The following is a 19,396-nucleotide window of genomic DNA, read 5'->3' as shown; positions in this document are numbered from 1 at the left end:
GTGTCAGTGATCTCTGCGGTCAACGGTAGGTCGCCGCGGACGCGAGAACGAGGATGCCCGCGGACAGAAAATTGACATTTCAGGCCATAATGGAAGGCATGCGCGCGCGACAGGAACCAGCAGTGGACACGTGGGACTTCCCCCGGGGTGTTGCCAGCGTCGCCGTGATGCACCGGTTCGCCGTCGAACACGGAGCCGACGCCACGTCGATCCTCGCCGGTACGGGTCTGTCCGTCGCCGACCTCGACTCCGCCGACCGCCAGATCGATGCCCGCACGGAATTGCTGGTGGTTCGCAATCTGCTGCGCGAACTCGGAACCCGGCCAGCGCTCGGCATCGAGGTGGGGCGCAGTTACCGCATCAGCGCCTTCGGTATCTACGGCTACGCCTGGATCACCAGCCCCACCCTCGGCGAGGCGATCTCCTTGGCGCTGAGCTACTTCCAGTTGAGCTTCGCGTTCTGCACACCGGTCGTGGAGTTCCACGACCAGCAGATGGTTGCCCGGATCCGACACGATCGGATCCCGGATGACGTCCAGCAGTTCCTCGTCGAACGCGACACCTTCGCGATGCATCGGGTGCTCGACGACCTGCTCGGCCGACCGGTGGATATCCACCAGGCGCGGTTCGCGTTCCCGGAACCCGGCTATGGCGACGACATCGCCGCGATCCTGGGCGTGGACCCCCGATACGGGCAGGCCGAAACCAGTATCACGATCACCGCCGAAACCCTGAATCAGCCACTGCCACAGGCGAATCAGGCCACGCTGGCCCTGTGCCTGGCGCAATGCCGTGAACTGATCGACCGCCGGACCACCCGCACCGGGATAGCAGCCGAGGTTCGCGACCATCTGCTGGCAGGCACCGGTACCGCGGGAATCGCGATTCCGCCGTCGCTGGACGCGGTCGCCCACGACCTCGGCACCACCGGCCGCACGCTACGACGGCATCTCGCCACCGACGGCACCAGCTACCGCGTCCTGCTCGACGAGGCGCGGCGCGGTCTGGCCGAGGACATGCTGACCGCCACCGCACTCTCGGTCGAGGAGATCGCCGTGCGGCTCGGCTACACCGAGGCGGCCCCCTTCATCCGCGCCTTCAAGCGCTGGACGGCCACCACTCCGGCCGCCTACCGGCGCACCCGGGGTCGCCGCTGATCACGGCGACCACCGACCGCCGAGCATTCCCTATTGACGCCGTGCCAATATATCTGACAATCTGTTTCCGCAGATTGAGGCAGATTGCGTCCTGGGAGGCACGGATGACCGCACAAGCGGGCTGGGTAGACGATGAGATCGAAGCCGTTCGCGAACTCGCGACGAAGTTCTTCGAGAAAGAGGTGCTTCCTGGCGCCGAGCGGTACAAACAGCAGGGTCACCCCGACCGTGACCTCTACCTCAAAGCAGGCAAGCTCGGGTTGCTGGCCCCGTCTGTTCCCGAAGAGTACGGCGGCGGAGGCGGCACCTTCGCCCACGAGGCGGCGATCATCGAGGCCCAGTCGAAGGCAGGCGACACCTCCATGGGCCTCGCGATCCACTCCGGGATCATCGCGCCCTACCTCGTCGAGTTCGCCGCCGAAGAGCTCAAGGCGCGCCTGCTGCCCAAGGTGGTCAGCGGCGAGTGCCTGCTCTCGATCGCGATGACCGAACCGGGAACGGGATCGGACCTGCAGAACATTCAGACCAGGGCGGTGCGCGACGGCGACGAGTACGTCATCACCGGTTCGAAGATGTTCATCAGCAACGGCGCGCTCTGCGACGCGGTCATCATCGCCGCCAAGACCGACCCCGACAAGGGCGCCGCCGGGGTGTCGCTCATCGTCGCGGAGGTCGGTGACGACACCCCCGGCTTCACCCGCGGGCGGACCCTGTCCAAGATCGGCGGCACCGGCCAGGACACCGCCGAGCTGTTCTTCGACGGCCTGCGGGTGCCGGTCGGCAACCTGCTCGGCGAGGCCGAGGGCCAGGGCTTCTATCAGATGATGAAGCTGCTCCAGCAGGAGCGACTCGTCTGCGCGGTGATGGCCGTGGCGTCGATGGAGGCCGCGGTCGCGATGACCATCGCCTACACCAAGGATCGGCAAGCGTTCGGAAAGTCGCTGCTCGGCTTCCAGAACACCAAGTTCGAGCTCGCCGAGTGCGCCACCATCGCCAGAATCGGTCGCGTCTTTCTCGATGACTGCCTCACCGACCACCTGGCGGGCGAGCTCGATGTGGCAACGGCGTCGATGGCCAAATACTGGCTCACCGATCAGTTGAGCGTGGTCGCCGACCGCTGCTTGCAGCTGTTCGGCGGATACGGGTTCATGACCGAGTACCCGATCTCGGAGATCTTCACCAGTGCGCGGGTGCTTCGTATTCTCGCGGGAACGAACGAGATCATGAAGGAACTGATCGCCCGTTCGCTGTAGCCCGTTCCAGCACAGAACCCCCGCCGCCCGGTATTCCCGGGCGGCGGGGGTTCTGTTCGTCGTCGTGACCGTCAGCCGAGAGTTTCCCCGGCGGCGGCCTTGACTCGCAACGACTCCGGGACCTCGAACCGGTCGCCGTAGGCGGCCCGCAGCTCATCGGCACGCGCGACGAAGCCGGCCAGACCGCCCGCGTACTGGTTGATGTACTGGATGACGCCGCCGGTCCAGGCCGGGAACCCGATGCCGAAGATGGAACCGATGTTCGCGTCCGGCACGGTGCGCAGCACACCCTCGTCGAAACACCGCACGGTATCGAGGGATTCGGCGAACAGCATCCGTTCCTGCATGTCGATGAACGCGATGCCGTGATCGTCGCGGGTGTACTTCTCGACCAGTCCCGGCCACAGGCCCAGCTTCTTGCCGTCGGCGTCGTATTCGTAGAAGCCGCGACCCTCGAGCCGGCCCGGGCGCTCGAAGTCGTCGACCATCGCGTCGACGAGCGGGTACGCCTTCGAGTCGACCCAGTTCTTGCCCTCGGCGAGCAGATTCTCCTTCAGGCTGCGCCGGATCTTCTGCGCCAGCTTCATGTTGATCTCATCGGCCAGCGCCAGCGCACCGACCGGGTACCCGGCCTGGGTGGCGGCCTGTTCGACCGAGGCCGGATGCACGCCCTCGGCGACCAGCGAGATCGCCTCGTCCATGAACTGGCCGATCACCCGGCTGGTGAAGAAGCCGCGACTGTCGTTGACCACGATCGGGGTCTTCTTGATGGCGAGGGTGTAATCGACGGCACGGGCGATCGCCTCGTCGCTGGTCTGCTCGCCGACGACGATCTCGACCAGCGGCATCTTGTCCACCGGGGAGAAGAAGTGCAGTCCGATGAAGTCCTTCGGCCGCTGCACGCCCGTGGACAGATCGGTGATCGGCAGGGTCGAGGTGTTGGATCCGAGCAGCGCGTCCGCGTTCACCAGATGTTCGATCTCGCCGAACACCTTCTTCTTCAGACCCGGATCCTCGAACACCGCCTCGACGACGAAGTCGCAACCCGCGGCGTCGGCCGGGTCCGCGGACGGGTGGATGCGACCGAGGATCTCGTCGTACTTGTCCTGGGTGATCGCGCCCTTGCGCAGGGCCTTGTCGAGCAGCTTGGCCGAGTAGGCCTTTCCGCGCTCGGCCGCCTCGATCGTGACATCCTTGAGCACGACCTGCATGCCGGCGCGGGCCTGCACATAGGCGATGCCCGCGCCCATCATGCCCGCGCCGAGCACGAGGACCTTCTCCGGCGTGCGCACGGGGAAGCCTTCGGGGCGGCTGCCGCCCTTGTTGATCGTGCCCAGATCGAAGAACAGTGACTTGATCATGTTCGTCGAGACCTGGCCACAGATCAGGTGGGTGCAGTAGCGGGTCTCGATCGCGAACGCGGTGTCGATATCGACCTGCGCGCCCTCCACCGCGGTCGCGAGCACCGCGATCGGTGCGGGCATCGGCGAACCCTTGAGCTGCTTGCGCACATTCGCCGGGAACGCGGGCAGGTTGGCCGCCACCGCCGGGCTCGACGGGGTGCCGCCGGGGACTTTGTAGCCCTTCACGTCCCACGGCTGCGCGGCCTCGGGGTTGGCCGCGATCCAGGCGCGAGCCTTGTCGAACATCTCCTCGCGGGTGGCGGCGACTTCGTGAACGATGCCGACCTGCAACGCCTTCGCGGGCTTCATCCGCTGGCCCTGGCCCACGACGTTGAGCACCGCGCTGGTGATACCGAGCAGCCGAACTGTCCGGGTGACACCACCGGCACCGGGCAGCAGACCGAAGGTGACCTCGGGCAGGCCGAGCAGGCTGCCCTTGGCGTCGAGCGCGATCCGGTGATGGGTCGCCAGCGCGACCTCGAAACCGCCGCCGAGCGCGGTGCCGTTGATCGCGGCGACCACCGGCTTACCCAACGTCTCGAGCCGACGGAACGCCGCCTTGTAGGTGTCGAGGCCGAGTGCGATCTGCGGTGCGGTCTCCGGTGTCGCGTTCATCAGCAGGTTCAGGTCACCGCCGGCGAAGAACGTGTCCTTGCCAGAAGTGAGGATGACCCCGTCGAAGCTGTCGCGCTCGGCCTCGAGCCGGTCGACGGTCGCGGTGAGGTCGCGCGCGAACGCCTCGGTCATCGTATTGGTCGACTGGTTCGGGTCGTCCATCGTGAGCACGAGCACCCGATCGGCGCCGAGTTCCCAGGCAATCATGTTGTCAGTCATTGCTTTTCGTTGTTCCTTCGGTATCGGAGTCCGACGCTCAGACGCGCTCGATGATGGTGGCGATGCCCATGCCACCGCCGATGCACAGCGTGATCAGCGCGCGGCGCGCTCCTCGTCGCTCGAGCTCGTCGACCATGGTTCCGGTGATCATGGCCCCGGTGGCGCCGAGCGGGTGGCCCATGGCGATGGCGCCGCCGTTGACGTTGAGCTTCTCGTCGGGGATGTTCAGCTTCTTCTGGAAGTTGAGCACCACCGAGGCGAAGGCCTCGTTGAGTTCGAACAGGTCGATGTCGTCGACCGTGAGCCCGGCCAGCGCCAGCACCTTCTCGGTCGCCGGGACCGGGCCGGTCAGCATGATCGTGGAATCGGCGCCGCTCACCGCGGAGGCGACGACTCGGGCACGCGGCGTGAGACCCGCGGCGACACCGGCGGATTCACTGCCGATGAGTACCAGCGCCGAACCGTCGACGATGCCGGAGGAGTTGCCGGCGTGGTGGACGTGGGTGATCTTCTCGACGTGGTGGTAGCGCTGCATCGCGACGGCGTCGAAGCCGCCCATCTCCCCCATCGCCGCGAACGACGGGGTCAGCCCGGCCAGGCTTTCCACTGTGGTGTCGGGGCGCATGAACTCGTCGTGGTCGAGCAGCACCGCGCCGTTGATATCACGCACCGGGACAATGGATTTGGCGAAGTAGCCACCCGACCAGGCGGCGGCGGCCTTGCGCTGCGAGCGCACCGCGAAGGCGTCGACGTCCTCACGGGTGAAACCCTCGATCGTGGCGATCAGGTCCGCGCCGACACCCTGCGGCACAAAGTAGGTGTCGTAGTTGGTGACCGGATCCATCGCCCACGCGCCGCCGTCGGAGCCGAGCGGAACCCGCGACATCGACTCCACGCCACCGGCGATGACGAGCTGCTCCCAGCCCGACCGCACCTTCTGGGCGGCAGTGTTGACGGCTTCGAGGCCCGAGCCGCAGAACCGGTTGAGCTGCACGCCGGCGACGGTGTCGGGCAGCCCGGCCGCCAAGGCGGCGGTCTTGGCGATATCGGCGCCCTGATCGCCGACCGGCGACACGACGCCGAGCACGATGTCATCGATCGCCGCCGGATCGAGTCCGGGATGGCGGGTCTTCAGTTCGTCGATGAGCCCGACCACCAGGTCGAGCGGCTTGACGCCGTGCAGGGCGCCGGTCTTCTTGCCACGCCCACGCGGCGTGCGGATCGCCTCGTAGATGAATGCCTCGGTCATGATTCTCTCTCCTCGCTCGAATCTGACAACAGGATGCAGCAGATTTGGAAATCTGACAAGGCTTTGTGGCAGACTCGGCGCATGGTCAAGGATCGTGCGTACGCGGGTGTGCCTGCCGAACAGCGGCGCGCGCAGCGCCGGGTCACGTTCCTGGAGGCCGCCAGGGAGATCGTCGGCACCCAGGGCTCGGCCCGGCTCACCGTCGGCGGCCTCTGCCGCCAGGCCGGACTGACCGAGCGATACTTCTACGAGAGCTTCACCAACCTGGACGCCGTCGTCACCGAGGTCTACGACCAGGTCATCGGTGAGCTGACCGAGCTCATCGCCGTCCGTGTGCGCGCCGCCCCCGACCCCCTGCGCGACAAGGTGCACGCGGCCATCGCCGCGGGCCTGCAGGCGGTCGCCGACGACCCGCGACTGATCCGCATCGCCTTCACCGAAGCCCAGCTCAACCCCGCCCTCAACGCACGCCGCACGGCGACGATCCGCGGCTTCGCCGCGCTGGTGCTGGCGACGGTGAACAAGCAACTCAGCCCCGAAAGCACCGGAGCCGCGGGGGCGTACGGCGAGCTCGCCGCCATGCACCTCGTCGGCGGGCTGTACGAGACCGTGTACGGCTGGCTCAACGGAGCACTCGATCTGACCAGAGACGAGCTCGTCGACGAATCGACCGAGATCTTCCTCGCCGTCGTCGAGCAGATCCTGGGACCCGAAAGCCTCCTGAGGCGCCGGAGCTAGCCCGACGCCCCGATCAACCGCGCGGCGCACTCCTACCGCCGCGCACGTGCTGACTCCTTTCGGACGCGAGCGCTTCGCGCCTCAGCCGCGATCGGCCGGGCAGCGAGTTCCGTTCCGCACGAGCGGTTTCCATTCTGTACGAACATATCGACGTTGTGCGAGTATGACTGACAAATTCTCTCATTCATTCTCACATTCATCGATTGCCCGGAGGTACCGATGGGGCAGCAAGAATCCCCGCACGTCCTGGTCGCGGGGGCGGGCCTGGCCGGATTGGCCACGGCGGTCTGGCTCGCGGAGACAGGCCACCGCGTCACCCTCGTCGAGAAGCGAGGACGCCTCGGCGGTCGCACGATCTCGTTCGAGGTGCCCGGTATCGAAGGCAGGGTCGACAACGGTCAGCACCTGTTCGCCGGTTGCTATGACGCACTGCTGCGCTACGTCGATACCATCGGCACGCGCGAGCAACTCTTCTGGGACGCCCCGCCGTTCGCGATCAGGACCGGGCCCGACCGGCTGCTGACCCTGCGCGCGCCCGCCTGGCTGCCGGGCACGCTGCGCCGCGCCGTCGGGCTGTCCTGGATGGTGTGGCCACCGATCCCGCTGCGCGAACGGCCCGCCGCCCTGCGCACCTGGGCGCGGATCGCCCGCGCCGCGCTGCGCCCGGCACCGGAGCTCGACGACCTGACCGTCGACCGCTGGTTCAGGCAGATCGGTGCACCGCAATCGTTGCGCGCGCTGGTGCTCGATCAGTTCGTCATCGGTCTGCTCAACGAGAAGACCGAGCGGGTGTCGGCCTCCCTGTTCGTCCAGACCCTGCACTGGATCGGCAAGCGCGCGCTGTCAGGGAACAGCAGGGCCGGTGACGCGGTCTGGCCGCGGGTGAGTCTGCACGAGTTGTTCGTCGCACCCGCCGAACGCTATCTGAGGGCACACGGCGCGGAGATCGTCGTCGGTGCCGGAGTCACCGATCTCGAGATCGTCGACGACGGGCTCGCCGGTGTGCAACTCTCCGACGGGCGGGTCATCGAGGTGGACGCGGCGGTTCTCACCTTGCCGCCGTGGTCGCTGACAACACTGCTCGATCGCGGCCGGCTCGGGCAGTACGACCACTTCACTCCCGTGCGCAAGATCGAGCCCGCTCCGATCTCGAGCGTGTATGTGTGGCTGGATCGTCCGCTCAGGATGCGCAGGCTCGCGGAGAATCTGCGCGACACCACCATCGAGTGGGTTTTCGACACCACGGGGATGCACGGCGTCGAGACCGAGGCAGGGCACTGTTACTCACTGGCCGTGAGCGCCTCGTGGGATGTCGTCCATCTGCCCAACGCCGAATTCACCGCGGCGGCACTGCGATCGCTGGCCGAGCACTACCCCGAGTTCGCCGAGGCGCAGGTGCTGCGCACCCACGTCATCCATCAGCCGCAGGCGACCTTCTCGGCGCAGCCCGGTTTCGACGCGCTGCGCCTGCCGCAGCGCACGCCGATCGAGGGCCTGTTCCTCGCGGGCGACTGGACCGAGACCGGCATGCCCTCGACGATGGAGGCCGCTGCCGAGAGCGCGGTCCGCGCCGTCGGCGCAGTCCACGAATATCTCGTCCCCCATACCGGCGACAGCAGAATTAAGTGACTCTCCATTCTAGGAACTGACACCTCAACATCCCTTGATTCCGGACTGAGACAGAAGTACATTGTGTCTCACGCGACCGCAGGTCTGCATGGGCGCAATGGAGCACATCCCTCCGGGAGGGTTGATGGATTACGACTGGTCAGCGGCTGATCTCTCCTTTCGAGACGAGGTTCGCACCTTTCTCGACGAGAACCTGACACCCGATCTACGCCGTGCCGGACACTTGGCGACCAGCGTCTATCCGGATCACGAAGCCAGCATGAAGTGGCAGCACATTCTTCACGATCGCGGCTGGGCGGCACCGGCATGGCCGGTCGAATACGGCGGCTGCGACTGGAGCCTCACCCAGCACTACATCTTCGGCCGGGAACTGATGCAGGCCGGTGCGCCCGCGCTGTCGCCGATGGGCATCAGAATGGTCGCGCCCGCGATCGTCGCCTTCGGCACGACCGAGCAGAAGGCGTACTACCTGCCACGGATTCTCACCGGTGAGGTGTTCTTCTGTCAGGGGTATTCGGAGCCGGAATCCGGTTCCGATCTGGCATCGCTGACGATGGCCGCCGTCGACGACGGCGAGGACTTCGTGTGCACCGGAAGCAAGATCTGGACCACCCACGCGACCGAGGCGAATTGGATCTTCTGCCTCGTGCGCACATCGCGCGAGGGGAAGAAGCAGGAGGGCATCACCTTCGTGCTCATCGATATGACCTCGCCGGGTATCGAGATCCGCCCGCTGGTGATGACCTCCGGTGAGCAGGTGCAGAACCAGGTCTTCTTCGACGGCGTCCGAGTGCCGAAAAGCAATGTGCTCGGCCAGATCGACGACGGCTGGACCGTGGCGAAGTATCTGCTCGTACACGAACGTGGTGGGGCACTGTCGCCGATGTTGCAGGTGATGGCCCAGGAAGTCGCGACCGCGGCAGCCGGGCAGACCGGCCCGGACGGCAATCCGCTGATCGATGACACCACCTTCGCGGCGAAGCTGGCCGAGGCACGGATTCGCACCGAGGTACTCGAGATCCTCGAGTACCGAACGCTGTCGGTACTGGCGCAGGGCAAGAACCCCGGCCCCGCCTCGTCGATGCTCAAGATCCTGGCCACCGAACTGAGCCAGAAGATCACCGAATTGGCACTCGAGGCAGCGGGACCGCGCGGGCGGGTGTACCAACCGCATGCGACGAAACCCGGCGGCCCGATCGCCGGATTCCAGCCACCGGCCGACGGCTACCGCAGCGGCGACGAGTGGCAGGCCGTCGCACCGCTGCGCTACTTCAACGACCGGGCAGGCTCGATCTACGCGGGCAGCAACGAAATTCAGCGAAATATTCTCGCCAAGGCAGCATTGGGGCTCTGATGGACTTCACCTTCACCAAAGAGCAAGAACTCCTGCGTGATTCGGTGGCCGGATTCCTCGGTGCCCGGTACGACCTGGAGCAGAGTCGGAGCGCGGTCAAGTCCGGCGCGGGGTGGCAGCCCGCGGTGTGGCGCGGTTTCGCCGAAGAGTTGGGCATCCTCGGTGCGACCCTGCCCGAGAATGTCGACGGTATGGGCGGTGGGCCGGTCGAAATGATGGTCATCGCCGAGGAACTCGGGCGTGCGCTCGTCGTCGAACCTTATGTCGACACGGTCATCATCGGGGCGGGTCTGCTGCAACGCTGCGGTGGGACGGCTGCCGATGCACTGGTGCGGCAGATCGTGGCCGGTACGGCGCGCACCGCGTTCGCCGCACTCGAGCCGACGTCGGGTCATGCGATGCACGATCTTTCGACGACCGCGCGCCGCGACGGCGATTCGTGGGTGATCGACGGCAGCAAGACCGTCGTGACCAGTGCGCCGTTGGCGACCCATCTGATCATCAGTGCGCGCACCTCGGGTGCCCGGCGCGACGAATCCGGCATCTCGTTGTTCCTCAGCGAGTTCGATGCGGCGAATCCGCCGGCCGGGGTCGAAATCCACTCCTACCGGACGATCGACGACCGGGCCGGTTCCGATATCACCTTCACCGAATTCCGATTGCCCGCCGCCGCACTGCTCGGAGCGGAAGGCCAGGCATGGTCGTCGATCGAGGCCACAGCCGACGAGGCGATCGCGGCGATTGCCTCGGAAGCGGTCGGATGCATGCGCAAGGTGGTGGCGGATACCGTCGAATACGCCAAGCAACGCCGGCAATTCGGTCAGCCGATCGGCAGCTTCCAGGTTCTGCAGCACCGCATGGTCGATATGTACATGGAGCTCGAGCAGGCGATCGCCGCAGCGTATCTGGCGATCCACGCACTGAACGCGGCACCGGCGGTTCGGGCGCGGGCGGCATCCGCGGCCAAGGTCACCGTCAGCCGTGCCGCTCGATTCATCGGCCAGAACTCCGTTCAGCTACACGGTGCGATGGGCATGACCGAAGAACTCGCCGTCGGCCACTACTTCAAGCGGCTGACCGCGATCGAGCACGAATTCGGATCCACCGACCACCACCTCGCTCGCTACGCCGAGCTGACGAGGCCGTAGTCGTGACCAGCGGCGAAAGTTCGTCGCCGCAACCGGAGGACCCGGCCTCGAGCACACCTGCGAAACCGGCGCGCGAGGATGTTGTCGACCTCGCGCGCCGGTGGTTCCTCGAGGGCCGCCGAATCGATATGCAACAGCTGGCCCGGACATCCGGGATCGGCCGCGCCACGCTGTATCGCTGGTGGGGAAGCCGGGAAGTCGTCATCGGTGAAGTGGTGTGGCGGATCATCGCGGAGGCGATCGGTCGCGTCGAGGCACGTGGCGCGAGTGTGTCCGAGGATCCCGCCGGACGCTTCGTCCGCCACTTCGGCACCCTCGCGGATACGGTCCGCACCTTCGAACCGCTGACCCGATTCGTCGCCGACGACCCGGAATACGGCCTGCGCGTACTGACTTCCGGATACTCCGTCGTCCAGGGCCGAATGATCGACTGGGTCGCCTCACGACTGACCGACCTGCCCGATCTGGATCCGCGTATCGAAGTCCGCGATCTCGCCTACGCGATCGTGCGCGTCGGCGAAGCTTTCGTCTGGAGCGACATCATCACCGGCGACCCGCCACAGTCCGGCAAGGCCACCGCCATGGTCGAGCTGCTCGTGTCCGCCGCATCCGGCAAACGCTGAACCGAGGAGTCGAATTGTCCTACAAAACCATCATTTACAGCGTTGACGCGGCTGTCGCCACCATCACGCTGAACCGTCCCGAGGCGCGCAACGGCTTCACCACCGCGATGGCCGACGAACTCGGCGCTGCCTTCACCGAAGCCGACCGCGACGACGCCGTTCGCGCGGTGATCCTCGCCGCCGAGGGACGTGACTTCTGCGTCGGCATGGATCTCACAGCGGACGGATCCGAGGAGGACGTCACCGATCCCGACTGGGTCGAATGGTCCACCCGGGTCGTGCGCCCGATGACCGACCTGAACAAACCCGTCATCGTCGCCATGCAGGGCGCCGCCATCGGTGTCGGCCTCTCCATGACCCTCGCCGCCGACTTCCGCCTTGCCGCAACCGATTCTCGCTTCGGTTTCGTCTTCGCCCGCCGGGGCCTGTTCCCCGAGGGTGGTTCGCTCTGGTTCCTGCCGCGCATCGTCAGCCTGGCCAAAGCCAAGGAGTGGATGATCACCGGCCGCGTTTTCGGCGCCGACGAGGCCCTCGCCGCAGGCCTGGTCACCAGCCTGCACGCCCCCGAAGACCTCCTGCCCGCCGCTCGGGCCCTTGCCGCGGAACTGACAACCCAGGTCGCCCCCGTCTCCGTAGCCGCCATCCGTCGCGGGCTGGTCGCCATGTCCGGCGACAAGACCCCCGACGACGTCTTCGCACTCGACGCCCGCCTCATCTCCTACGCTTTCTCCAGTGCCGACCTCCGCGAAGGCATCATGTCCTTCCTCCAGAAGCGCCCACCTCGCTTCACCGGCACTGTGGCCACCGAACTCCCCCACCTCGACGATTGGCTGTCCTGAACTGGCGCAGCTGCTTCGGCAGGCTGTCCCGCCCGGCTGAGGACTGTCCCCGGCCGGGACAGCGGGCATTTTTGTTCGTAAAGTTCATGATTGTGTCACCGAACTCGAATACCGCGGCTGTGGCCGGGGCGCTGTCCTTACTGACTGTGAGACTCGATCGCCTCCTGCGCCTGCATCACACCGACCAGCCGATCTCGTTGGTCCAACGCTCAGCGCTCACCACCCTCGTCCGCGACGGCGCCATGTCCTCGGGCGCGCTCGCCGTCAAAGAAGGAGTGCGGCCGCCATCGATGACGCGCACGATCAACGCGTTGGCCGCGCTGGGACTGATCGAGCGCAGACCCCACCCGTCCGACGGCAGGCAGGTCGTCGTCGCGGCCTCGCGATCGGGCCGGTCACTGCTGACCGACAAAGTCTCGGCTCGTGATGCCTGGCTCGCCGGGCAGTTGAGCAAGCTCTCCGACGAGCAGGCCACCCTGCTGAGGCAGGCCGTGGTGATCATGAGCCACATCGGCGAGGCGGAACCCCTTCCTGAATGATCGTCTCGCCAGGGCGTGATGGACCGGTCGGCTCGCCTCGAGCTCACCGGCCACGGCGATGTCAGGCGGCCGTCGTGGCTGGATCCGCCTCAGATCCGGCGCATGAAGGCGAGCGTGTAGTAGACGTTGTCGATGTTGCGCTCGACCACGCTGACCAGTTGCCACCCCTGCGATTCGAGCATCTCGACACCGTTGAGCAGGTGCACGACAGGTTCGAAGATCGCGCGCTGATACGCGGCCGAACCGAACACAAAGCCGCCGGTCTGCGGTGAGCTCAGCACCAGGTTGCGACGCGGATAGGACCGCAGGTCCACCGCACCGTTCAACACGGCGATGACATCGAAAACAGGCCCGGGCGCAGGAGCATTCACGCCCTCATCGTCCTACACCCACCGGGCGCCCGGCACCTTTCGTACCACCACGACCGAACGCGGAGATCGTTCTCGCCGTGACCTATCCGCGCGAGGCCACGGTTTCGGCGGTCTTGTCGGTGCGGCGTCTGCCCGGCGCCCACACGGCGATGAGTACGGCCGCCCCGATGGTCAGGAATCCCAGCACGGTCGCGGACTCCTGCATGCCGTGGATGAACGCGGACTTCGCGAAATCGCCGAGCTGCTGCGCGGGCGGGCCCACGCGCTCCACCACCTCGAGCGCGGCCGCGAGCGAGTCACCGACCGGTTCACGCGCGGCCTCGGGGAGGCTGGGCAGGGCGGGGGCGATGCGCTCGCCGTAACCCGCCGCGAGCACGCTGCCCGCGATCGCGATGCCGATGGCGGCACCGATTTCACGGGCGGCATCGTTGACCGCCGCGGCTACACCGTGCTTCTGCACGGGGGTGCCGTCGACGATCGCCGCTGTCGCCGGCGCGGTGGACAAACCGATCCCCGCGCTCATCAGCAGCAACGGGCCGAGGAGGTCCCCATAGGAAGTGTGCGAATCTACTTGCGCGATCATGAGCATCGCGACCCCGATCGCCAGCAAACCGGCAGAGGCGGGGATTCGCAGGCCAACCCGTTCCGCCACCCTGGGCGCGATCACGGAGATCACCACCATCGGGATGCCCATGGGAGCGAGCGCGAGTGCCGACATCAGCGGACGGTAGCCCAGAATCAGCTGAAAGTACTGCACGACCAGCATGAACAGGCCGAAGGTGACCAGGAACTGCACCGTCACTATCGCGGTGCCGCTGCCGAAGCCCCGGTGCGCGAAGAGCCGGATATCGATCAACGGGTGCGCGACCCGTCGTTCGATAGCGACGAAAGCTGTTGCCACGGTCAGCCCTACAGCGGTCGCGCCGATCACTATCGGATCGAGCCAGCCGCGTACGGGCACCTCGATCGCCGCGACCACGATCGCACCGATCGCCACGGCGCTGGTGACCGCACCGAGCGGGTCCATCGCGGACCTCGAGGTGTCCACCGACTCGGGCAGTGTGAAGGCTGCCACCGCGAGCATCGCGCCCGCGACCGCCATCCCGGCGAAGATCGAAGCCCAAGACCAGTTTTCGATCAGAACGCCCGAACCGAGGATGCCGAGGATCGCGCCGACCCCCGCGACACCGGCCCACAATCCGACCGCGCTGCTCCGCCGTTCCTCCGGAAATCCGGCGGTCAGCAACGACAGCGTGGACGGCATCACCAGCGCCGCGCCGACTCCTGTCACGACCCGCGCGACGATCAGCCACGTCGGGCTGTCGAGCAACAAGGGAGCCGCTGAAGCGAACGAGAAGATGACGAGCCCCGTGACGAGAACGACGCGCCTGCCGTACCTGTCACCGATCGCACCCCCTGGCAGGACGAGGCAGGCCAGCGCCAGCGTGTAGCCGTCGACAATCCAGGTGAGTTCGGCCTGGCTCGCCCCGGTGTCGGCCGCGATCTCCGGCAACGCCGTATACAGCGCGGCCATCGACGAGGTGACGAGAACTACCGCGAGACAAGACAAGGTGAGCAGCCAACGCTGGGCCGCGGACAATCGGTCGCGTCCGGGGGGAACCATCGGGCCTCCGCTACTGTCAGTATCGCTTCGCTACTATGTGTAGCATAAGTATCTGACGGGAGGTAGACCGTGGGAAAGGTCCACCGGCAGAGGAATACTGGACGATATGAGCGGAACTGACGCCGCCGAGGTCGACCCACGCCGGGTGCGCTCACGCGCCCGGCTACTCGATGCGGCCTCCGCGCTCCTCCAGGACGGCGGCGTGGAAGCGGTCACCGTCGAGGGCGTGACCAGGTTGTCCAAGGTCGCCAGAACCACCCTGTACCGGCATTTCGACAACGCGATTCAGCTACGCGCCGCCACCATCGAACGGCTGCTGCCGTCGGCCCTGGAGACCCCGCCCGAAGGCCCGCTGCGCGAGCGCCTCATAGCCCTACTGGAACGCCAGGCCGAGGCGATTCGAGACACGCCACTGCAGGTGTCGACCTTGGCGTGGCTGGCGACCGGCTCGGACCACAACGCCGACAACGCGGCCGTCAGCTCGCTGCGCCAGCGCATCATCGACCACTATCGGGTGCCGTTCGACCAGGTGCTCGACACCCCCGAGGCCCACCGGCAACTGGGCGAATTCGACACGTACTTCGTACTGTCGCAATTGGTCGGGCCACTCGTTTTCGCGAAGCTCATCGGTCTACGCGCATCGACCCCGCAGGATTGCGCTCGGATCGTCGACGACTTCCTCGCGGCGCGCGCCGAGACTCCTCCGGCGTCCTGAATCCCGCCTGCGCGCCACCATCATTCGCACCACCGTCGACGTAGTCCACCCGGCTGTGCTGCCGATCGCCGGACCGGCAGCACGACATCACAGATCCGATGTCAGCGAGTTGCCCTCGGGAATCGTGCCGCAACTCGATCCAGCGGCCTCGCCGGCGAAGCGCGCATCGATCCACGAGACAGCGCCGACACTCCACGCAGCCAAGGTCGGGATGTGGCTGAGCTCGTCGTATTGCCGGTATTCGACGAAGGGGTTGCCGTCCGCGCAGTACCGGCGGGCGAGGCTACGGACATCTCCGGCGACCATGACGCCGTCACCGGCGCCGACCGTCGGCTTGCTCCCGTCCGTACCTTCCATGACCCCGTTGGCACCCTGGGCGATGTGGAGCGGGATGGTCGGGGTCGGCGCGTTCGCGAGATTGACCTTCTCGACCGCTTCCACCAGGGGCGCAACACTATTGGGGTCGGCGTACTCGGGCTTGACCATCTGCTGCCACGACAGGCCGGGATACTGGAACAGCACGTTGGCGATCGACGCGGACCGCAGTGCGGCGACGACCTGCGCGCCGTACGCACTCAGGTAGGGCGAGAAATCGAGGTCATAGGAGCGGGCGACACCGATGACCGCCATCGCGGCGACACCGGACCAGCCGACGCTGCCGCTGACGTAGCGCAGGTTGTGCGCGGGATTGACCAGCAGACCGCCCTGGGTCGCGCCGACGAGCGCGGCGTTCACGTCGGGGGCGTAGTCCGGCGCCAGCGCCGCGGCCCAGTCGGTCGCGATCGCGCCGCCGGAATAGCCGACCAGACCGATCCGTGTCTGCGCCGTGAGCCCGGTGGCCTCCGAACGGACCGCCGCGCGGATCGAGTCGAGTGTGTTCATGCCGTACTCGGGCCCCGCCGCGAAATTCGCTTGCTGCCCTTCGGTATCGGCGATGATCACCGTGTAGCCGCGCGCGAGGAGGTCCGCGATCACCGTGGCCTCCGAGGTCAACACCATACCGCCGAAGCTGACGTCACCGGCGATCGAGCGTGAGGGTCCGTGCTCCGGGTCGAGCGAGTCATAGAAGGACTGGTAGGCGACCGCCCGAGTCGGATCCACTCCACCGGGCGGGATCAGGATCGAGGTGACGTTGGCACTCGGCCGATACCGGGCATCGGTGGTCCGGTACAGCAATTGCACCGCGGTGATCGGCGTGGGGATGCCGACGAGGTGATAAGTCGTGGTCCGGCTGTCGAGGACAGCTCCGGGCGCGAGGTCGGCCAGCGGCGTGTCGTCGCGGTAGCTGTAGAACGGGTCCGATGCCGCAGAGACCGGTGGCGCGAACACTGTGGTCGAGGCGAACGCGACCGACAGCGCGGCGATCGCCGACATCATCGGGGCGACCGAGCGTGCATTCTTCAAGAATTTCCCCTGAAATCTGATACCGCCACCGGATGAAATCCAGCAGCCATTCGAACGAGGCCGAGTACGGGATCGACACGAATTCCCGACCACAACCGGACACGAGTATCCGGTTGCTGGAACGTATTGTTGACGAAATGGCCCCGCTCCGTCAAGTACTCGAGTTCTAGTCACACAGGGCGTGCAGCAACAGGCCCCGGCATTTGCCCGCCACCGATGCCCGTTCACATTCCGGCGTCTTGTTCAGCAGCGCACCCAGCATTCCCACGGCGAGGAAGATCTCCTCGGCGGTGACGCCCCGGCGCACACTGCCACGACGGCTGTCGTCGGCGAGTTTCTCGTCGAGCAAGGCGTACAGGCGGGCGATGATGCCCACCAGGCGCGGGTCGCTGCTGTCCGCGACACGGAACAGATCGAACAGCACAGCAACCTCGACGATTTGGTCGAAGATCTCCGCCAGCAGCTCGTCCAGCGTCGAGTCGACATTGGCGACCATCGACTCCAGCTGGCCGAGATTCTCCTCGAAGACCGCGAGGATGATCGCCTCTCGGTTCGGAAAGTGCCGGTACAGGCTGCCTTGACCGACGCCCGCCGTACGCGCGATCAGGTTCAGCGGAACGTCCAGGCCGTGTTCGGCGAATGCGGCCTTCGCCGCGACGAGCAGGGCGAGACGATTCTCCGCGGCGGCAGCAGGTCCCCTGTTGGTACGGCGCGGCGAGCTCATCCAGCCAACGTTACCCATCGGCCGATCCCGTCCGGCACCGAACGGCGCCGGACGCTGGTGTCGATGCGCGCGCCCGAGCCCCGTCGACGCGCGCCCATCACCTGAAGAATTGTTGAATCAACAATTCGAAGAATTGAGCCGACGCCAGACAGCTTCCGGCACCACACTGTACGGAATTCATACGCGGCCCGGCGTTGACCTATTCGAATCTAGCAGCGAAGCCCTGCCTTACCAAACGAATGTCAGACATTTGTCCGCCGTTCCAACCGCGAATGCGCGATTGGTACGCCCCCACAATCTCTACCCGCCTTCCATCGCGGACCGGGAAACATCCGGACACAACAGTCCGGTTGCGCTAAGGTGCACCTATGCCGGCTTCCGCTCCCTCCGACAGCACATCCGGGCGCCGCGCGCGGCCGACCCGGCGCGACCACCACCTGACCGTGCGGTGAAGACGGCGATCCCGCGCACGCAACGCCACGTCCGCGAGCCGATGCCCGCGTCCGCGGAGGACACGGCGCCGGCCTTCGAATGGCTCACGGCTTTCGCACTGCGGATGCGATCCGAGTCCGAGCCGATCCTGTCCGCCGTCGACTCCGCGATCCAGGAGACCTTCCCGCACTACCTCGCCGACGTCGAAGTCCATCGAGAAGTCCGGGCGGCCACCAGAGCCCACTGGTTGGGCTTCCTCGCGGTGATCGGGCGCACGCAGTTCGAGGCGCGGCCACCCGCCGAGGCAGTGAACGGCGCGCGGACCGTGGCCCGCCGCGGCTACGGAGTGGACATGCTGCTCAAGACCTACCGCGCCGCGCAGCGGGGGTTGTGGCGATACATCACCCAGGTGCTGCACCAGCAGATCCCCGATCCCGAACTGCGCGGGGCTGTCCTGGTCATCTTCTGGGAGCACAGCACCCTGTGGCTCGATACCTGCCTCGACGGCATCGTCGCCGCCTACATGGACGAGCGTGAGCACCACACCCGCAATTCCGATGCCCAGCGCATAGAGATCGTGCAGGCCATCTTGCGCGGGGAACCGGCACCACCGGCCGATTCGCCCGACAAACTCGCACACTCGATGGACAACGTCCATGTCGCGCTTGTTCTCTGGACCGACCCCGAGGTGCCGGCGCGATACGCCACCGGTCTGCTGCGTGACTACGCGGCCCAGATCGCGCGCGCACTCGGGGCGCCCCCTCCGCTCCTGATCAGCAGCGGCGTCCACGGTTTGTGGGCCTGGATCGCGACGTCGCATCTCCCGGACATCGCCGCGGTGGCGCCGCCGCCGAGCGCACACCTTCACCTCGCGCTCGGCACCCCCCGCCCCGGTGTGGCGGGCTTTCGGCGAAGCCATCTGGAAGCCTGTGCCGCTCAGCGGATCGCGACCAGCGCACAGAATTCCGGCGCGGTCACCGCCTACCAGGACATCGACCTGGTCTGCCTGCTCACCGGCGACGGAGACATCGAGTCCGTGCGCGCGCTCATCGAACGCGAACTCGGGCAACTGGCCGATCGAAGCGAGCAAGGCGCCCGTCTCCGCGACACCGTGTTCGAATTCCTCTGTGCCGGAGGCAATATCGACGCGGCCGCGAGCCGGCTCGGCGTGCACGGCAATACCGTCCGGTACCGGCTCAAGCAGGCGGAGCGCCGGTTGGGTCATCCGATCGAGAGCCGACGGGTCCACCTCGAGCTGGCGCTGCGCTGCCTCGAAGTCTATGGCGAGCAACTACTTCCAGCGCCGTAGCCTCGCGAACGACGGGCGGGCGGGTCGATACGACACCGCCCGCCCGTTCTC

At 66.6% G+C, this 19,396-nt stretch carries 17 protein-coding genes; 11 read left to right on the top strand and 6 right to left on the bottom strand.

Features of this window, described 5'->3' with window-relative positions; all coding sequences use genetic code 11:
* Window positions 1-98 precede the first annotated feature (98 nt).
* The gene (locus tag ACFVVI_RS09400; RefSeq protein ID WP_387444783.1) at window positions 99-1,157 is read left to right on the top strand and encodes an AraC family transcriptional regulator; all 1,059 of its coding nucleotides are present in this window, start codon (window positions 99-101) and stop codon (window positions 1,155-1,157) included.
* A gap of 104 nt (window positions 1,158-1,261) precedes the next feature.
* The gene (locus ACFVVI_RS09395; protein ID WP_387444780.1) at window positions 1,262-2,410 is read left to right on the top strand and encodes an acyl-CoA dehydrogenase family protein; all 1,149 of its coding nucleotides are present in this window, start codon (window positions 1,262-1,264) and stop codon (window positions 2,408-2,410) included.
* 71 nt (window positions 2,411-2,481) lie between these two features.
* Here the strand turns inward: ACFVVI_RS09395 and ACFVVI_RS09390 are convergent, their stop codons facing one another.
* Both ACFVVI_RS09390 and ACFVVI_RS09385 read right to left on the bottom strand, forming a co-directional pair.
* Entirely contained in the window at window positions 2,482-4,647 is a 2,166-nt protein-coding gene (locus ACFVVI_RS09390; protein WP_387444777.1) for a 3-hydroxyacyl-CoA dehydrogenase NAD-binding domain-containing protein, read from the bottom strand.
* A 37-nt stretch (window positions 4,648-4,684) separates the two neighbouring features.
* Complete coding sequence (locus tag ACFVVI_RS09385; protein WP_378629992.1) at window positions 4,685-5,899, bottom strand: acetyl-CoA C-acetyltransferase; 1,215 nt, start codon at window positions 5,897-5,899, stop codon at window positions 4,685-4,687.
* A gap of 78 nt (window positions 5,900-5,977) precedes the next feature.
* On the opposite strand from ACFVVI_RS09385, the gene ACFVVI_RS09380 reads away from it, so the two are divergent.
* The 7 genes from ACFVVI_RS09380 to ACFVVI_RS09350 all read left to right on the top strand — a co-directional run bounded on the left by ACFVVI_RS09380 (window position 5,978) and on the right by ACFVVI_RS09350 (window position 12,766).
* Complete coding sequence (locus ACFVVI_RS09380) at window positions 5,978-6,634, top strand: TetR/AcrR family transcriptional regulator (RefSeq protein ID WP_378990433.1); 657 nt, start codon at window positions 5,978-5,980, stop codon at window positions 6,632-6,634.
* 219 nt (window positions 6,635-6,853) lie between these two features.
* Window positions 6,854-8,263: a hydroxysqualene dehydroxylase HpnE gene (hpnE, locus tag ACFVVI_RS09375; protein ID WP_378990148.1), complete on the top strand. Its 1,410-nt coding sequence runs from the start codon at window positions 6,854-6,856 to the stop codon at window positions 8,261-8,263.
* 124 nt (window positions 8,264-8,387) lie between these two features.
* Window positions 8,388-9,617 carry an acyl-CoA dehydrogenase family protein gene (locus ACFVVI_RS09370; RefSeq protein ID WP_387444774.1) on the top strand — a complete coding sequence of 410 codons (1,230 nt, stop codon included), beginning with the start codon at window positions 8,388-8,390 and terminating at the stop codon, window positions 9,615-9,617.
* Complete coding sequence (locus ACFVVI_RS09365) at window positions 9,617-10,765, top strand: acyl-CoA dehydrogenase family protein (RefSeq protein ID WP_387444771.1); 1,149 nt, start codon at window positions 9,617-9,619, stop codon at window positions 10,763-10,765. Before ACFVVI_RS09370 ends, ACFVVI_RS09365 begins: the two co-directional genes overlap by 1 nt.
* Before the next feature lie 2 nt (window positions 10,766-10,767).
* A complete protein-coding gene (locus ACFVVI_RS09360) occupies window positions 10,768-11,388 on the top strand; it encodes a QsdR family transcriptional regulator (protein ID WP_378990151.1) in 621 nt (206 codons plus the stop codon).
* A gap of 14 nt (window positions 11,389-11,402) precedes the next feature.
* Window positions 11,403-12,227 (top strand): enoyl-CoA hydratase-related protein, encoded by an 825-nt coding sequence (locus ACFVVI_RS09355; RefSeq protein WP_387444769.1) that lies wholly within the window; start codon window positions 11,403-11,405, stop codon window positions 12,225-12,227.
* Window positions 12,228-12,313: 86 nt separating this feature from the next.
* Window positions 12,314-12,766: a MarR family winged helix-turn-helix transcriptional regulator gene (locus ACFVVI_RS09350; protein WP_379318283.1), complete on the top strand. Its 453-nt coding sequence runs from the start codon at window positions 12,314-12,316 to the stop codon at window positions 12,764-12,766.
* An 89-nt stretch (window positions 12,767-12,855) separates the two neighbouring features.
* Here ACFVVI_RS09350 and ACFVVI_RS09345 read toward each other — a convergent pair whose 3' ends face one another.
* Together ACFVVI_RS09345 and ACFVVI_RS09340 are read right to left on the bottom strand one after the other, a co-directional pair.
* Entirely contained in the window at window positions 12,856-13,137 is a 282-nt protein-coding gene (locus ACFVVI_RS09345; protein ID WP_378990155.1) for a hypothetical protein, read from the bottom strand.
* A gap of 82 nt (window positions 13,138-13,219) precedes the next feature.
* The gene (locus tag ACFVVI_RS09340) at window positions 13,220-14,761 is read right to left on the bottom strand and encodes an MFS transporter (protein WP_387444766.1); all 1,542 of its coding nucleotides are present in this window, start codon (window positions 14,759-14,761) and stop codon (window positions 13,220-13,222) included.
* 106 nt (window positions 14,762-14,867) lie between these two features.
* On the opposite strand from ACFVVI_RS09340, the gene ACFVVI_RS09335 reads away from it, so the two are divergent.
* The gene (locus tag ACFVVI_RS09335) at window positions 14,868-15,476 is read left to right on the top strand and encodes a TetR/AcrR family transcriptional regulator (protein ID WP_387444764.1); all 609 of its coding nucleotides are present in this window, start codon (window positions 14,868-14,870) and stop codon (window positions 15,474-15,476) included.
* Between the two features lie 87 nt (window positions 15,477-15,563).
* On the opposite strand, the gene ACFVVI_RS09330 is transcribed toward ACFVVI_RS09335, so the two are convergent.
* Both ACFVVI_RS09330 and ACFVVI_RS09325 read right to left on the bottom strand, forming a co-directional pair.
* Window positions 15,564-16,880, bottom strand: a complete 1,317-nt coding sequence (locus ACFVVI_RS09330; RefSeq protein ID WP_387444761.1) for a lipase family protein — start codon at window positions 16,878-16,880, stop codon at window positions 15,564-15,566.
* A gap of 166 nt (window positions 16,881-17,046) precedes the next feature.
* Window positions 17,047-17,604 (bottom strand): TetR/AcrR family transcriptional regulator, encoded by a 558-nt coding sequence (locus ACFVVI_RS09325; RefSeq protein WP_378990161.1) that lies wholly within the window; start codon window positions 17,602-17,604, stop codon window positions 17,047-17,049.
* A gap of 448 nt (window positions 17,605-18,052) precedes the next feature.
* Between ACFVVI_RS09325 and ACFVVI_RS09320 the strand changes: the two genes are divergently transcribed.
* Window positions 18,053-19,345, top strand: a complete 1,293-nt coding sequence (locus ACFVVI_RS09320; RefSeq protein ID WP_387444759.1) for a PucR family transcriptional regulator — start codon at window positions 18,053-18,055, stop codon at window positions 19,343-19,345.
* Window positions 19,346-19,396 lie beyond the last annotated feature (51 nt).

It is taken from the genome of Nocardia sp. NPDC058114, from assembly GCF_042884695.1.
Lineage (GTDB): Bacteria > Actinomycetota > Actinomycetes > Mycobacteriales > Mycobacteriaceae > Nocardia.
Note: the sequence above shows the minus strand (reverse complement) of the source record. Positions and strands in the feature narration are given on the sequence as shown.

Bases quoted from the DNA above. Each gene is read 5' to 3' on its own strand.
- ACFVVI_RS09380 (WP_378990433.1), top strand. From the start codon at position 5,978: ATGGTCAAGGATCGTGCGTACGCGGGTGTGCCTGCCGAACAGCGGCGC.
- ACFVVI_RS09395 (WP_387444780.1), top strand. From the start codon at position 1,262: ATGACCGCACAAGCGGGCTGGGTAGACGATGAGATCGAAGCCGTTCGC.
- ACFVVI_RS09365 (WP_387444771.1), top strand. From the start codon at position 9,617: ATGGACTTCACCTTCACCAAAGAGCAAGAACTCCTGCGTGATTCGGTG.
- ACFVVI_RS09335 (WP_387444764.1), top strand. From the start codon at position 14,868: ATGAGCGGAACTGACGCCGCCGAGGTCGACCCACGCCGGGTGCGCTCA.
- ACFVVI_RS09350 (WP_379318283.1), top strand. From the start codon at position 12,314: ATGATTGTGTCACCGAACTCGAATACCGCGGCTGTGGCCGGGGCGCTG.
- ACFVVI_RS09325 (WP_378990161.1), bottom strand. From the start codon at position 17,604: ATGAGCTCGCCGCGCCGTACCAACAGGGGACCTGCTGCCGCCGCGGAG.
- ACFVVI_RS09400 (WP_387444783.1), top strand. From the start codon at position 99: ATGCGCGCGCGACAGGAACCAGCAGTGGACACGTGGGACTTCCCCCGG.
- ACFVVI_RS09390 (WP_387444777.1), bottom strand. From the start codon at position 4,647: ATGACTGACAACATGATTGCCTGGGAACTCGGCGCCGATCGGGTGCTC.
- ACFVVI_RS09370 (WP_387444774.1), top strand. From the start codon at position 8,388: ATGGATTACGACTGGTCAGCGGCTGATCTCTCCTTTCGAGACGAGGTT.
- hpnE (WP_378990148.1), top strand. From the start codon at position 6,854: ATGGGGCAGCAAGAATCCCCGCACGTCCTGGTCGCGGGGGCGGGCCTG.
- ACFVVI_RS09340 (WP_387444766.1), bottom strand. From the start codon at position 14,761: ATGGTTCCCCCCGGACGCGACCGATTGTCCGCGGCCCAGCGTTGGCTG.